The organism is Pseudoalteromonas prydzensis, assembly GCF_011050055.1.
Lineage (GTDB): Bacteria > Pseudomonadota > Gammaproteobacteria > Enterobacterales > Alteromonadaceae > Pseudoalteromonas > Pseudoalteromonas prydzensis_A.
Window position 1 is genome coordinate 57,089 of the sequence record NZ_DRGM01000210.1, and the last position, 16,171, is coordinate 73,259.

Consider the following 16,171-nt stretch of genomic DNA (forward strand, 5'->3'; position numbering starts at 1 on the left):
CCTAAATGGCTATTTAGGCTGTTCCTCTAATTCTTCACCATTACCTAATAAAGTTGCCAGCCAGCGCCCTTCTTCACTGGTTTCAAGCGCTATTTTAACGATCATAGTCAACGGCACTGATAACAACATACCAACCGTGCCCATCAGCCAGCCCCAGAATATTAATGATAAAAATACCACCAATGTTGACAGTCCTAAGCCTTTGCCCATGTATTTAGGCTCAACAATATTGCCCATTACTGTATTGATAGTTAAATAACCAAGCCCCACCATACTTGCAACAAACGGTCCTTGCGTGATCAACGCCAGCAATACCGCAGGCACTGCGGCGATGATAGAACCAATATTAGGAATATAATTAAACATAAAGGCCATCACAGCCCATAATACAAAGTAATCAACATCTAACAACCACAGCAAGCTACCAGCAAGCACGCCAGTGCCTAAACTGACGACCGTTTTAATTGCTAGATAGGAATTAATTGACTCCAAAAAGCGGTCAATTTGTTGCATCTTACGATCAGGATCATCTAACGCCATGTGTATTTTATGGCTGAGCATTGGCCCTTCAAACAACATAAACACCACAGTCAAAATAATTAAAAATAAATTGGCCATAACGCCACCTAACCCGGTAAGCATGCCGGTTGCCACATCAATGATCTTGCCTGGGTCAAACATGGCAATTATTTGTTCTTTATTGATCAAGATGTTGTATTTTGCAGCCATATCCACAAGCAAAATAAACTGCTCTTTAAGTTGGGCTTTATATTGTGGCAATTGCTGCGAAAAATCAGTTAAGGATTGCCCCACTAAGCCCGCTAAACTAACGCCAATGCCAACCACCATCAGCATTACCAACATGATTGCCAAACCTTTCGGGATTTTATAGCGGCCAAAAAAACTTAATAATGGATTGCAAATAATGGCAATAAACGCTGCCAATACAAACGGAATAACAATCACACTCGCTGCTTTTACTCCTGCCAATACAATCACTAACGCTGCAAAAATAACTAAACTTCGGTTTACCCCAGTTAAACTAGCCAAACGACGATCCTTGAAAATATAAACTGCACTTAGTGTATGTGAAAAATAACGAGAATGAAATCATTGCAAAGTGATCAAAGCCGTCTATGGTACGTATAAGATACTTACAGTCTTTAAAAAGGTCACTACCATGCATATATTCATTACTGGCGCCACCGGCTTAATAGGCAGTCACTTATGCCAGTTGTTACTTGCAAGCCATCAGCTAACAGTATTATCACGCGACCCAGCTAAAGCAACACGACTACTTGGCTCAGCTATCACGGCGATAGATTCACTAGATAAAATTGATTTCAATACAGTTGACTGTGTAATTAACCTTGCTGGAGAACCGATTGTAAATAAGCGTTGGAGCGACAAACAAAAGCAACGCCTGCTTGATAGTCGAATTCAACTGACTCAGCAAATAAGCACAGCGATACAGCATAGCCAAACACCACCCCATACGTTTATATCCGGTAGTGCAATTGGTTTTTATGGCCGTCAAGACAATACGCCTATTGATGAAAGTTTTACCGCTGTAACCCCTGAATTTAGCCATAAACTATGTGCTCAGTGGGAGCAAGCGGCATACGCGGCCCAATCTGCTAACACCCGCGTGTGTACACTGCGCACAGGAATAGTATTAGCCAAACAAGCGGGCGCATTAGCGAAAATGCTGCCGCCATTTAAATTAGGCTTAGGAGGGCCAATAGGCAGTGGTGAGCAAGGCATGTCGTGGATCCATATTGATGATATGGTGCAGCTGATATTATTTGTATTAGTGACAATGGAGCTCAGCGGGCCAATTAATGCCACTGCGCCCTATCCTGTTAGTAATAAAGAGTTTAGTAGCCAATTAGGTAAAGTACTCGGGCGTCCTACTTTCATACCTATGCCTAGTTTGCTACTTAAGCTGGCTATGGGGGAAATGGCTGATTTATTGCTTTATGGACAATTTGTTGTGCCTAACAAAGTACTGGCGCAGCAATTTAGTTTTAACTATCCAACATTACCAAAAGCACTTGAGAATTTATTAACGTAAGTGCAGTGATCAGTCCCTTTTTATTAGCTTGCTATTCGTTAAATAGTACATAATAATTAACAATCAGTTCAAAACATACAATAAAGGCGACTAGGCTTGGCGCATAGGAAAGACCACAGATGATGCATTTGCCCACTATCATCATCATTTCCATAATACTTAATACCATCATTAGCTCATTTTTGATGTCTTTGTATGTGCTCAGAAAACAAAAAACCTATTTGTATTGGTGCTGCTCTTGTTTAATTTTTGTGTTTGCTCAAGTCACTGCTGCACTGCGGGCATTTATCGATTTAAGTTTTGTCACCCACTACATAGCAGATCTATTTATCATCGCCGCGCCTTTGGCGGCAATACTCGGGATACATGCATACAACAGCACCGAGCAAAACAAATTCACCGCATGTATTGCGGTATTACTGGCATCAATGATTATTCTACTCCCTATTTATAGTTCGTCCTTTGGACAACTTTATACCACAGTAGTGATCGCATGCTGCTTTTGTTATGCCGCCTATGCATTAAACAAATTGCACTTAGGTCGTATTAGCCATTTTTTACTGTTACAAATTTGTTTTGTTGTACATGCCATAATAATGTTTTGCCAAGCCGCACTGTTACTTTCTGCAGCAACAGCATTGCTCGATACTCAGCAAGCCCTTGCAATAATTTTAATTAGCCACATTGTGATCTCCACCTGTACGGCGTTAGTCTGGCCTGTTTTAATGTTTTTAGAATCAGAGCAAGTGTTAACCGATTTAGCAAATTTAGACCCTCTCACAGGGCTGCTTAATCGACGCGCATTTTTAAACCTCAGTGCCACACATCTACAGCAGGCCAATGATTGCCAAAAAGAATTGTGTGCACTGATGATTGATATTGATTTTTTCAAAAAAGTGAACGATAAATTTGGTCATGATGCAGGCGATGAGGCTTTAAAATGGGTTGCCAAACAAATTCAAGCACAGCTAAGAGAGCATGATATTGTTGGCCGTATTGGCGGTGAAGAATTTGCGATTTTACTGCCTAATACATCTGAAAAAAATGCCCAGGCTTTATCCGAACGGATCAGACTTACGATCAATAACCAACTGTTTAACTATAAACAACAAAGTATTTCTTTGTCACTCAGCATTGGCGTAATAAAACGCTCTACAGGCAGCAATATCAATGACTTACTTGCGCAAGCAGATAAAGGTTTGTATCAAGCAAAACATAATGGCCGCAATCAAGTTGTTGTGGCTATTTAGCATTGTCATTTATTCCCCCAGCTTATTTCCCTTTTTAACTACAGCCTGTAGTAATTTTAAAGTTATTTATAATTAAAGAAAAACATTAAGATACATTTTAGATACAATTTTATTTCAATTAATTAAACACACTTGTTGACGTAACATAAAAATTGCACTAGCCTTCTCTGGAAGCGCTCCCACAAATACTCACAGCCATTTCTGGAAGCGCTTCCACACACGATAATACCGCTATCAATAAAAGCGGTTAATAATAATGATAACAGTACGAGGGAAACCTAATGGCGAGTCATATTTTACAAAAAACAAAGTTAGCGACCAGCTTATCTTTGATTTTAGGTGCAGCAACCACGCTATCGACCTATGCAGCTGAAGTTGCTAAACAAGAAGAGTTTGAAGTAATTCAAGTCACTGGTTTTAAAGGTAGTATTAAAGAATCCACGCAACTAAAACGTTATTCATCGGGCGTTGTTGATGCAATATCTGCTGAAGACATTGGTAAATTCCCTGATACTAACCTCGCAGAATCTTTGCAACGTATTACTGGTGTATCGATTGATCGTAGCAACGGCGAAGGTTCTAAAGTAACCGTCCGTGGCTTTGGCCCTGATTATAATATGGTGACGTTAAACGGCCGTACTATGCCAGCGGCATCACTGCCTGCAGGTGGCGGTGCACCAAACTCTCGCGCTTATGACTTTGCTAACCTTGCTTCTGAAAGTGTTAAATCGGTTGAAGTATATAAAACCGGTAAAGCCAGTATTGCATCAGGTGGTATTGGCGCAACAATCAATATCAACACAGCTCGCCCACTTGATAACCCAGGCTTAGTCGCTAATGTTGGTGTGCAAGCGCAGCACGATACTACCAACCGTGTTGGCGATGATGTTACACCAGAAATTTCTGGCATCTTCAGCTGGACAGATGAAGATGCTAAATTTGGTGCATCGCTTACCGCCAGTATGCAGCAACGTGATAGCTCTGCTACGGGTGCATTTGTCGGCGAGTGGCGAACCACCGAATACGATGGCACAATTCCACAAGCAGCTGATGACATTGTGCTAGAAAACGCCCCTGCCATGGGCCAATATTACTCAATGCCATCAGACTTACGTTACACGATTGCTGACCGTGAACGTACCCGCACCAATGCACAACTTACGCTGCAATACAGCCCCGTAGATTCACTCACTGCAACGCTTGATTATACTTACTCTCAACAAGAGTTATTTGAAGCGCGAGCAGAGCAATCAATTTGGATGGATAACTATAAAACCCAGTTAATATTTGATGATAATGACGTTAAAACCCCTATTTATTACCGTGAAGAACGTCGTGATTTAGCAACCCGCGATTTAGGTTTAGCATTACAAGAACAAAACCAAGTAAATGAAAATAAATCGCTTGGTTTAAATCTTGAGTACTACTTTAGCGACCAACTTCGTTTTATGTTTGACGCCCATAGCTCAAAAGCCACCAGCAAACCCGATGCGCCATATGGCAGCTGGATAAATGCCGGTTTAGGCGCAAATGTGGTTGCGGCACAACAGGTTGATTTCAGCAAAGAGCTGCCATCTATGATTATCGATTTTGATGACTGTAGTCGTGCAAACCTAAACTGCTCAGGCGCATTAGAGCAAGCTGATGTAGGGACCTCTATCTTAGATGCAAACTTTGCCAGCCAAGAGTCAACCGTTGATGAGTTTCGTCTACAGGGTAACTATGTAATGGACAACGCCAGCATAGATTTCGGTATTGAATCGCGCTCTATGGAAAGTCATTCTTTACAATCGCTTACCCGTAATACCATGGGTAACTGGGGCATTGAAAACCCAGGTGAACTGCCTGATGGCTATTTAGATCCAACTAATTTTTTAGCTGAATTTGACGATTACGATACCAGTGGCTCATTTGATCAAGGTTTCACCGGTAGTGCTTCACAAATTGGTTATTGGGCAGCAGAGCAATATGGTTTTAATTTTGCTGCGGATGGCGCATTTGCAACCAACCGCACAATTGAAGAAGATATCAAGGCAGCCTTTTTACAATACAACTACAGTAACGAAATTAGTGGTATGCCATTTAATTTAGTAATAGGTGCTCGTTATGAAACAACCGATATTACTTCAACTGCTAATATTGATTTACCGGATGCTGTGGCATGGGAAGGTAACAACGATTTCAATGTACGCTACGGTACCAATATAGATGATTACTCTTTAAGTTCCAGCTATAACCACTTTTTACCCAGCTTAGACTTTGACATTAATGTGGTTGAAGATGTCACGCTGCGTGCTTCTTATAGCACAACGATTGCCCGCCCTACTTATGATAATTTAAGCTCTGCGGCAACCGTAGGTGTTCCAACAGGCCCGAGTATTATTCCAGGCACTACCAATGCACCCGCTGCGACGGGCAACCCAGGACTTGTGCCACTAGAATCTGACAACTTTGATGTTTCTGCAGAATGGTACTTTACTGATCTAAGTTATGTGTCAGTAGGCTACTTTAATAAAAAAGTGGATAACTTTATTGGTCTATCGCCAATGACACAAAACTACTATGGTTTACGTGATGCATCAGCAGGCCCGCGCGCCGAAGCTGCAAGAGCGGAGCTTGAAGCAAGAGGCTTAGCATTTACCGATGCAAACTTATTCCAAATGGTCGCCGCTATGGAAAACGGTGTTGCTTTTGACTCAATGAGTTATGAAGAGTTTGAAGCCGCCTACGATGTTTTACCAAACAGTGATGACCCACTAATGGACTTTACAGCGCAGGTGCCAACCAATAACAAAGATGCCAAAATCGATGGTTACGAGTTTGCAGTACAACACTTTTTTGGCGAAAGTGGTTTTGGCTTGCAAGCTAACTACACCATTGTAAATGGTGATATCGACTTTAATGTAGCAGCGGATCCAACAACCACACAATTTGCACTGGTGGGGTTAAGTGATACCGCTAACTTCATAGCTATGTACGAAAACGATAAGTTTCAAGCACGTATTGCCTATAATTGGCGTGATAAGTTCTTAAATAGTGCAGCACGTTATGTTAATGAGCCAAGCTTCACTGAAGAGTATTATCAAATCGACTTTAATATTGCCTATAACTTCAATGAAAAAATGTCATTCTTCGTTGAAGGGCTTAATATTACTGAGCAAAACATGCGTCAGCATGGCCGTTACCAAGCTCAACTATGGAACTTGGAGCAAAATGGCGCGCGTTATAACATTGGCATGCGCTATAACTTTTAAGTAATGGTATTTACTCAGCAAATCAATGAGTATCAAGCCGCTACCTGTTAGCGGCTTTTGTCGTTCAAATTAGACATAGAAGAGCACACAATGAATAACAACATCCAACACATTGTGGTACTAGGCGGTGGTGCTGCAGGCTGGCTAAGTGCGGGGTTGCTTGGCGCTGAGCATCCTGATAAACATATCACCCTGATTGAATCTGCCACTATTGCTATTTCGGGTGTCGGCGAAGGCACTTGGCCATCAATGCGAAATACGCTAAAGCGCATCGGTATTAAAGAAGTCGATTTTTTAAAGCATTGTGATGCGTCATTCAAGCAAGGCTCTAAGTTTATAAACTGGCGCAATTTAAATCCGGGTGAAAACTACTATCACCCTTTTATGACGCCACACGGCTATTTAGCAACCAACCTGCATGCGTATTGGCAACAACATGCTGCAACACAAAAATACGCTGACGCCTTAAATATGCAAAGCTTTGTTTGCCAAGCAGGTCTTGCTCCAAAACAACTAACCACACCAGAATATGCAGCGGTGACTAATTACGGTTATCACTTAGACGCTGGTAAATTTGCTAGCTTTTTAAAAAACCATTGCCAAAACCAGCTGGGCGTAAGCCATATTGTCGATGATGTAGTGGCTGTGAATAATGACAGCGACGGCTATATTCGCTCATTAACAACTAAACTGCATGGTGAAATAACGGGTGACTTATTTATTGATTGCTCTGGTACACGCGCTCGCTTAATTGCTGAGCATTATAATGCAGCGTTTATCAATCGACAGCATACCCTGTTTAATAATACTGCTATTGCCGCACACCTTCCGTATGCAAATGAACAACAAGAGATTGCTAGTGCAACGTTATCAACGGCGCAGCCGCATGGCTGGATCTGGGATATCGGCTTACCTAGCCGCCGCGGTATTGGTTATACCTACTGCGATAAATACTGTGACGAGCAGACTGCAATTAATACCTTAAAACGCTATGCTGCACAATCGGTAGGCGCAGACCTTGCCGAGCAACTACAAACCCGAAAACTGAGTTTTACCCCAGGCTACAGAAAACAATTTTGGATAAAAAACTGTCTTGCTGTTGGCATGTCGCAAGGATTTATAGAGCCGTTGGAAGCGTCAGCGCTTGCGATGGTAGAGTTATCGTTAACGATGTTAAGCGAACAAATGCCGCAAGACCGTAAGCATATGGCCTTATTAGCGACTCGGTTCAATCAACGCTTTAGTTATCGCTGGCAACGAGTGATCGACTTTTTAAAGTTACACTATATCTTAAGTGAGCGTGATGACAGCCAATATTGGCAGGATATAAAAACCGCAGCGAGTACCCCACACCGCTTAGCAGAGCTTATGGAACTTTGGCAATATCAACCACCCAGTCGCTTTGACTTTATTGAAAATGAAGAAATATTTCCTTCAGCAAGTTACCAATATGTACTGTATGGCATGGGGTTTAATACCGAAAATAATAAAGCCGACAATGCGTTTAATAACCCTGAAACGGGCAACTACTTTTATCAGCAAAACCGTGAAAAAATAGCGCAATATTTACACGCCCTGCCAACAAATCGCGCATTATTAAAGCAACTGATTGAGCAAACAACTAACGAAAAGGCCCAGCTATGAAGCACAATAACACTATTCAAAACGTAGTAATAGCTGGCGGTGGCACTGCCGGTTGGATGGCCGCGGCTGCACTGAGTAAATTAGTCGGTAAAAATATTAATGTCACCTTAATTGAATCTGACGAAATAGCCACGGTTGGCGTTGGTGAAGCGACAATTCCGCCCATTCGCACCTTTCATAAATTGCTCGGTATTAATGAACAAGAATTTATGCAAGCCACTCAAGCGAGTTTCAAATTAGGCATTAGCTTTGAGAACTGGGGGCAAACAAATACACAATACATTCACTCATTCGGTATGACCGGTAAAGAGTGTTGGGCGGGTGAATTTCATCATTTTTGGCTACACAGTTTATCGTTAGGGTTAGAGTCTGAATTTGGTCAATACTGCTATGAACTGCAAGCGGCCAAGCAAAATAAGTTTGCCTTTAGTCAACAAAACCCGATTAACTATGCATTTCACATGGATGCCAGTCGCTATGCATTATTTTTACGTGAATTTACACAACAATTGGGGGTTACTCGCCGCGAAGGTAAAATTACTCATGTAAATAAATGCCCTAGTTCAGGCTTTATTAACAGCTTAACCCTTAGCGATAACAGCACAATAGCGGGTGATTTTTTTATTGATTGCACGGGCTTTCGCGGCTTACTAATTGAACAAGCACTGCATACCGGTTATGAAGATTGGTCTCATTTTCTGCCCTGCGACAGCGCCATTGCAGTGCAAACAACCGCCGTTGACGAGGATATAAAACCCTATACCCGCGCCATAGCCCACGATGCAGGCTGGCAATGGCAAATACCGCTACAACAGCGTGTTGGTAATGGTTTAGTTTATTGCAGCCGTTATTTAGCGGATGATCAAGCAAAGCAGTTATTGCTTGCAAACATTCAAGGTGACACTTTAACTGAACCAAAAATCATCAAGTTTAAAACCGGTCGCCGGCGTAAAGGTTGGAATAAAAACTGCCTTGCCTTAGGGCTTGCCAGTGGCTTTGTTGAGCCGCTCGAATCCACCAGTATTCACCTGATCATGTCGGGAATTATTCGCTTTATGCGGCTATTTCCGTTCAATGGCATTACCGAGCAAGCAGTCAGTGAATATAACAAGCAGCTAAAAAGTGAAATCGAAAATATTCGCGACTTTATCGTGTTGCATTACAAAGTGACTGATCGCACCGACAGTGAATTTTGGCGCCACTGTAATAGCATGGAGATACCCGACACCCTAGCGCATAAAATTAGCTTATTTAAACACACAGGACGGGTATTCTTAGATGATGGCGATATCTTTCGAGTCGACTCATGGGTGCAAGTAATGCTTGGTCAAGGCATTAAACCTGAGCAACATCATTTAATTGCCAGTTTAATGAGTGATGCAGAGTTAACCCGTTTTCTAAGTAGTATTAAACAGCAGATCACGCAACGGGTGGCAGCACTGCCATCTCATAAAGCGTTTTTGCAGCAGTACTGCCCTACGGATCTGAAGCAGCCATAAAACGATGAAAACAGCCCTTTGCATAATGCTTGGTAAGAACAGCTAACGTTGTGGGGGGTAAGTGTTTGATCATTTTTATATACCTAGCATTTATCAGCGATTGGTTTAACAGCGTTGGCTGGCGAATAGCACCGTTGCCGCTAAATCAGCGTGCCGCTTTTGCTATGACCAATAAACAAGTATTTATTGTTATCTAAATTTAACTATTGACCTACTTAGAAATAGTCACTAACCTAAACATGGAAGCGCTTCCTGAAACAACGTTAAATACCATACTAGAGCATTAATCAAATTAATTATGGAAGCGCTTTCACATATATTGCATTTTTACTATAAAAACGTATCTACAAACTGTATAAGCAAGCAGAGGTTTTCAATTAATGAAACAATTATCTTTACCCGCTAACTCACCGCTACTTAGCAAAGAGTTTACTTTTGGTGTTGCTACAGCATCATTTCAAATTGAAGGTGGTGCAGATAGCCGTCTTCCGTGTATTTGGGATAAATTTTGTGCCACACCAGGTAAGATTGCCGATAATTCAAACGGTTTAGTTGCTTGTGATCACTATAACAACTGGGCAAACGATATTGAGTTAATTGACTCTTTGGGTGTTGATGCTTATCGTTTATCAATATCTTGGCCGCGCGTGATCAAAGCTGATGGCAGTCTAAACCCTGTTGGGGTTAAGTTTTATACAGATATTTTAGACGAGTTGGCACGCCGCAACATTAAAGCATTTGTGACGCTTTATCACTGGGATTTACCACAGCATTTAGAAGATAAAGGTGGCTGGCTTAATCGTAATACTGCCTTTGAATACGCTAACTATGTAGATTTAATCAGCCAAGCTTTTGCTGAACGTGTTTATTCGTATGCAACACTAAACGAACCATTTTGTAGCTCCTACTTAGGTTACGAAATTGGTGTTCATGCACCAGGTAAAGTTGGTCGCGAGTTTGGCCGAAAAGCTGCGCATCACTTATTACTGGGCCATGGTCTAGCAATGCAAGTACTTGCTAAAAACAGCCCTAACGCTTTAAACGGTATTGTGCTGAATTTTACGCCTTGCTACCCAGTTAGCCAAAGTGAAGCTGACTTAAAAGCCACTGCATTTGCAGATGACTACATTAATCAATGGTATATGCGCCCAGTAATGGAGGGGAAATACCCTGATATTATTGCACAATTACCAGCAGAGCAGCGCCCAGATATTCACCCCGGTGACATGGAGATCATCGCACAACCTTTAGACTACCTTGGTGTTAACTTTTATACTCGCCTGCATTATCAAGCAAGTGATGATGACTTTTACGACGAACGTCCACATCAAGGTCCACTAACTGATATTGGTTGGGAAATATACCCACAAGCTTTAACCGAATTGTTAGTCTCGTTAAACGAAAAGTATACTCTGCCACCAATTTATATTACGGAAAATGGTGCAGCAATGAAGGATACGCTCGCTAATGGCGAAGTAAATGATTTAGACCGTATCAGCTACTATCAGCAACATTTAACAGCGCTGCACAATGCAACTTTACAAGGTGTGCGCGTTGATGGCTATTTTGCTTGGAGCTTAATGGACAACTTTGAATGGGCTGAAGGCTATTTAAAACGTTTTGGTATTGTATACGTTGATTATCACACCCAACAACGTACAGTTAAAGCCAGTGGCCTCGCATACAGTAACTTGATCACAAGCCGGTAATTTATGCTAGCCGATGATTAAAAATAAAATCGGCTAGTCACTTAAAACAACGATAAGAAACACACAGTGAATAAAATACCTTTATATGAAAAAATTGGCTACGCCATGGGCGATGCCGGTGCCAATTTAGTTTGGCGTGGTGCCCTTGCCTACCTTGCGGTGTTTTATACCGATACCTTTGGTATATCAGCGGCGGCGGCTGCCATGTTATTTTTAGTGGTGCGTCTATCTGATGGCGTTACCGATATTATTATGGGCATGATTGCTGATAGAACTCACACCCGCTTCGGTAAATTTAGGCCATGGATACTTTGGTCGGCCCCCTTCTTAGGCTTATTTATGGTGTTGTGTTTTACCACTCCTAACTTTAATGAAACCAATAAATTAATTTACGCCTACGTTACTTATATTGGTTTAACTCTAGCCTATACAGTTAGTAATGTGCCTTACTCTGCCTTAATGGGCGTTATGAGTCCTGATGATACAGAGCGGACTAAACTATCAAGCTTTCGATTTGCAGGAGCCTTTACAGGCGGATTACTGGTAATGGGATTTTTACCCGAATTAGTGGCTTACTTTGGGGGGGGCGACAATGCCAAAGGCTACCAATTAACCATGTATTTATTTGCAGCGCTATTAATTGCATTGATGGTGATCACTTTTGTCTCGACAAAAGAACGTGTTATTCCCCATGCAGCAAACGGCAGGTGTTTAAAGTCAGAGCTAAAAGATTTAACGAAGAACCTGCCGTTTATTATTTTACCGCTGCTCGCAACCACTTTATTCTTTTACTATCGTGATATTTACAGTGGCTTATTTTTCGCTTTAGTTATGGCGGCCATGACTTTCGTAATCAAAAAATTACTCAACAAAGAGCAGTCCAATTTAACAGGCACGCAGCAAGATATGGTTGACTTATTAACCAACAAACCTTGGCTTATTCTGCTCGGTATTGGTTTTTTAACTATGATGTTTAACGGCATTAAATATGGTGTGATAGCCTATTATTTTAAATATCAGGTCGCAAATGAACTTATGGCTGGGCAATATTTTGTCGCATTATTAATTGTCTCTATTTTTGGTGCGCTCGCCACCGGTAAATTAGCCGAGTTGATGGGTAAACGTAATTTATTTGTTCTATCGCTGGTATTAAGCGGTTTATTAACGACCGCATTCTATTGGGTGCCAAGTGATAATATTGTCGCGATATTTACCTTCGGTTGCGCTGCTGAGTTTTTTGCCGCGATGATGCCAACCTTGTTCTTTAGTATGCTGGGTGATGCAGCCGACTACTCTGAGTGGAAAAACAAACGCCGTGCCACTGGCTTAATTTATTCTGCTGGCACCTTTGTACAAAAAACTGGAGGAGGTTTTGCAGGCGCGCTCGTGCTGGTTGTGTTAGCAGGTTACGGTTATAACGGCATGGATGAAACCAGCATTGCGCAGTCGCTGCCCGGCATGCAACTATTAATGAGCTGGATACCGGCTGCATTTGCCTTCTTAGGGGCTATTTTGATGCTAATATACCCACTTACTTCACTAATGACACAAAAAATTACAGAAGACTTGGCAATTAGGCGCAGTAATGTGTAAATTACCTTAACACTCAATACTGATTTATAAAATATCATATAAAACAGAGCATTAACGTTAGGAAAGCAATGGCTACAATTTATCAGGTATCAGAGCTTGCAGGTGTCTCCCTGTCGACTGTGTCCAGAGTTCTGAACAATAATGACTATGTGAGTAAAAAAACTAAAAAGAAAGTAATGGAAGCAATGCAACAGCTGGGCTATCAACCAAGCTCTATCGCACGTTCACTCGCTTCAAGCAGAACCAGTAGTGTTGGTATTTTAGTCTCTGAGTTAGATGGCCCATTTTTCGGGCAAATGATGTCAGCGATTGAAGAGCAACTGCGGGCAGCAGGCAAGCACGTCATTATAACCCCAGGACACAGTGATGAAAGCAAGGAAAAAAGCGGCTTTGAATTTTTGATCAGTCGTAATTGCGATGCCATCATTGCCCATGTTGAAGCCGTCTCAAACGAGTACTTAATTGAACTGAGTAAAGGTAAAACACCGATTTACTTAATGAGCCGCTATGTTGAAGAAATTAAAGACAACTGCATTAGTTTAGATAACGTAATGGGCGGTTACTTAGCGACTAAAACCATGATCACCCGAGGTCATAAAAACATTGCCTATATCGCAGGCCCACAATTTAAAATAGATGCATCTGATCGACTAAAAGGCCATAAACAAGCCCTTAGTGAATTTGCTATCGAGTTTAATGAAAACTTATTTTACATTGGCGATTTTAAAGAAACGGGTGGCAATGATGGTTTGAAGTACTTTATAGAGAACAAAGTCCCCTTTACAGCACTGGTGTGTGCTAATGACGAAATGGCCTCGGGAGCCATGAAATATGCCCGAGAGCACGGTTTTAACCTGCCTAGCGATCTTGCCATTATGGGCTACGATAACGTCATTTTTACTAATTACTTGTACCCAACGCTTACAACTATCAATAACCCAGTACCAGAGATGGGCAAAATGGCTGCTAATTTAGTGCTTAAAGATATTTATAAGCACAGCGGCATTACCATTAACCACATATTTCAGCCAAATTTAATTTTACGCGACTCAACGCCCACGGTTAAATAACCTGTGAGCAAATAACAATAGTGACTCAGTTTAGCTCAAGCCCGCAGAGCTCGTTGCAAACCCAGCGAGCATCTAAATAACGTTCTAAGTTGTGCTCTGCAAATTGTAAAAAACTGCGCGCAGCATGGGATAGATGTCGGTCGGTGCGAATAACAAAATACCAATGACTGGCAAGTTGCGTATCGCTGACATTGAGTACTTTGAAATCCTCATCGCCTTTTGGTAGAACATGGCGAGAAAGCACTGCAACACCCATTGCTGATGACACCGCAACCCGAATCGCCTCATTACTGGCCATTTGTACGCTGTCACTTAACACTAAGCCCCGCCCCTGTAACTCACTTTCAAACAACATTCGCGTCGCTGAGCCGGGCTCTCTTAATAAAAACCGATAGCGTGTCAGCTCAGCCAATGTAATATCAGTTGCTGCTGCAAGTGGATGCTCACTAGGTACAATAAATTCAAGTGGGTTTTGTAAAAAGCGTGCTGCTTTTGCATGCTCAAGGGATGGCGGGTGACTAAATACATAAATATCGTCCTCACCGCGTTCAAACCGTGCTAATACCTCAGCCCTGTTACCTATTTCTAGGGGCAGCTCAACATGTGGGTGCAAATTACTATATGGCCCAAGTAATTTCGGCAAAATATATTGCGCCGTATTGACCATGGCGATTTTGCAACGACCGCGTTCACCCCCTCTAAGCTCGGCTAAAAAATCTTTGTAATCATCAAACTGACCAAACACTTGCTGGCCAGTTTTAAATAATTCCAACCCAGCTTCGGTAACCGTTAACTTTTGCTGTTGCATCAAAATTAAAGGTTCGCCAACCGCCTCTTGTAAGCGCTTAATTTGCAACGATACCGTAGGCTGAGTTAAATGTAACACTCTTGCGGTCTCACTGATTGAGCCAGTTTTTACCACACTCATAAATACTTCAAGGAGTCGAAATGATATGTGTCTTAAATCCATGTCAGCCCCTTAAAGCAAAGTTAATAAGCAACTTATAAATAACAACCCATAGATAATAACCTATATATAACTACTAATCATTTTATTATTTACTATACAAAGTTTTCATTACAATAGCGCCACTTCAAATACAAAGGAGAAAGGCGTGCCGGATATTGTTGTTATGTTTTTTGTTTTAGGCTTAGTTGCAGGACTGTTGCGATCTGATTTAAAAATACCGCAAGCGACCTACGAAACGCTCAGTTTGTTACTGATGCTAACAATTGGTTTAAAAGGCGGCATGGTTTTACACGGTAATTTAAGCTGGCAGTTGCTGCCAGAAATGGGCTCAGTCATGTTATTGGGGGCATTTATTCCGCTGATGCTCTACCCTATTTTAAAATACCTAGTGAGACTCTCTGTCGCTAATAGCGCAAGTATTGCAGCGCACTACGGCTCGGTCAGCGCGGGGACTTTTGCCGTTGCGCTTGCTTATGCAGAATCTTCACAGCTCATCGTTGGCGCGGAGGTCACGCTTTATTTAGTGATGCTAGAATTACCGGCGATTATTGTTGCCCTATTACTCTACAGACGCCTTAATAAAGAAAACAACACTACACGCACGCTTTCACTAAAAACACTGTGGCATGAGACGCTTACCAATAAAAGCATCATTCTTTTAGTGGGTGGCGTTATTATCGGCATGCTTTACGGCACGCAACAAGGTAGCCAAGTCACCAACCTTCTTACTAGCAGCTTTAAAGTGGTGCTGGCATTATTTTTACTGGAGATGGGATTAACCGCAGCCAAAACACTGCGCCCTATTCCTTGGCACCATTGGCGAGTTGCGCTGTTTGCATTAGTCACACCGCTGTTGTTAGGCGTGATTGGCGTCACTGCCGGCACAGCATTAAAGCTCGAGCTAGGCTCTGTGGTTGTATTAGCAAGCTTAGTGGCCAGCGCCTCATACATAGCAGCTCCTGCGGCTATTAAAGCTGCGATCCCAAAAGCGGATATAGGCTTAGCCATGCTTAGCTCACTTGGTATTACCTTCGCATTTAACGTCACTATAGGGATTGGTTTGTATCATCAACTGGCAGTAACAATGCAATAAATTACTTAATAATCA

At 41.9% G+C, this 16,171-nt stretch carries 11 protein-coding genes; 9 read left to right on the forward strand and 2 right to left on the reverse strand.

Translation table 11 applies throughout. From position 1 onward, the window contains the following. Positions 1-9: 9 nt before the first annotated feature. Complete coding sequence (locus ENH88_RS21615) at positions 10-1,050, reverse strand: AI-2E family transporter (RefSeq protein ID WP_304185511.1); 1,041 nt, start codon at positions 1,048-1,050, stop codon at positions 10-12. Between the two features lie 130 nt (positions 1,051-1,180). Between ENH88_RS21615 and ENH88_RS21620 the strand changes: the two genes are divergently transcribed. The 8 genes from ENH88_RS21620 to ENH88_RS21655 all read left to right on the forward strand — a co-directional run bounded on the left by ENH88_RS21620 (position 1,181) and on the right by ENH88_RS21655 (position 14,093). Continuing rightward, positions 1,181-2,074, forward strand: coding sequence for a TIGR01777 family oxidoreductase (locus ENH88_RS21620; protein ID WP_304185513.1), 894 nt, complete (start codon positions 1,181-1,183; stop codon positions 2,072-2,074). Between the two features lie 119 nt (positions 2,075-2,193). Continuing rightward, the gene (locus ENH88_RS21625) at positions 2,194-3,324 is read left to right on the forward strand and encodes a GGDEF domain-containing protein (protein WP_304185514.1); all 1,131 of its coding nucleotides are present in this window, start codon (positions 2,194-2,196) and stop codon (positions 3,322-3,324) included. Between the two features lie 281 nt (positions 3,325-3,605). Then, the gene (locus ENH88_RS21630; protein ID WP_304185516.1) at positions 3,606-6,578 is read left to right on the forward strand and encodes a TonB-dependent receptor; all 2,973 of its coding nucleotides are present in this window, start codon (positions 3,606-3,608) and stop codon (positions 6,576-6,578) included. A 90-nt stretch (positions 6,579-6,668) separates the two neighbouring features. Next, a complete protein-coding gene (locus ENH88_RS21635) occupies positions 6,669-8,222 on the forward strand; it encodes a tryptophan halogenase family protein (protein ID WP_304185519.1) in 1,554 nt (517 codons plus the stop codon). Beyond that, on the forward strand, positions 8,219-9,721 hold the full coding sequence (locus ENH88_RS21640) for a tryptophan halogenase family protein (protein ID WP_304185520.1): 1,503 nt from the start codon (positions 8,219-8,221) through the stop codon (positions 9,719-9,721). Before ENH88_RS21635 ends, ENH88_RS21640 begins: the two co-directional genes overlap by 4 nt. Positions 9,722-10,101: 380 nt before the next feature. Further along, a complete protein-coding gene (locus ENH88_RS21645; protein ID WP_304185521.1) occupies positions 10,102-11,430 on the forward strand; it encodes a GH1 family beta-glucosidase in 1,329 nt (442 codons plus the stop codon). Positions 11,431-11,496: 66 nt separating this feature from the next. Then, on the forward strand, positions 11,497-13,023 hold the full coding sequence (locus tag ENH88_RS21650; protein ID WP_304185522.1) for an MFS transporter: 1,527 nt from the start codon (positions 11,497-11,499) through the stop codon (positions 13,021-13,023). 68 nt (positions 13,024-13,091) lie between these two features. Next, on the forward strand, positions 13,092-14,093 hold the full coding sequence (locus ENH88_RS21655; RefSeq protein ID WP_304185523.1) for a LacI family DNA-binding transcriptional regulator: 1,002 nt from the start codon (positions 13,092-13,094) through the stop codon (positions 14,091-14,093). Between the two features lie 25 nt (positions 14,094-14,118). On the opposite strand, the gene ENH88_RS21660 is transcribed toward ENH88_RS21655, so the two are convergent. Then, a complete protein-coding gene (locus tag ENH88_RS21660) occupies positions 14,119-15,063 on the reverse strand; it encodes a LysR family transcriptional regulator (RefSeq protein ID WP_304185524.1) in 945 nt (314 codons plus the stop codon). 145 nt (positions 15,064-15,208) lie between these two features. On the opposite strand from ENH88_RS21660, the gene ENH88_RS21665 reads away from it, so the two are divergent. Continuing rightward, positions 15,209-16,156 carry a sodium-dependent bicarbonate transport family permease gene (locus tag ENH88_RS21665; protein ID WP_304185526.1) on the forward strand — a complete coding sequence of 316 codons (948 nt, stop codon included), beginning with the start codon at positions 15,209-15,211 and terminating at the stop codon, positions 16,154-16,156. The last annotated feature ends 15 nt before the right edge of the window (positions 16,157-16,171 follow it).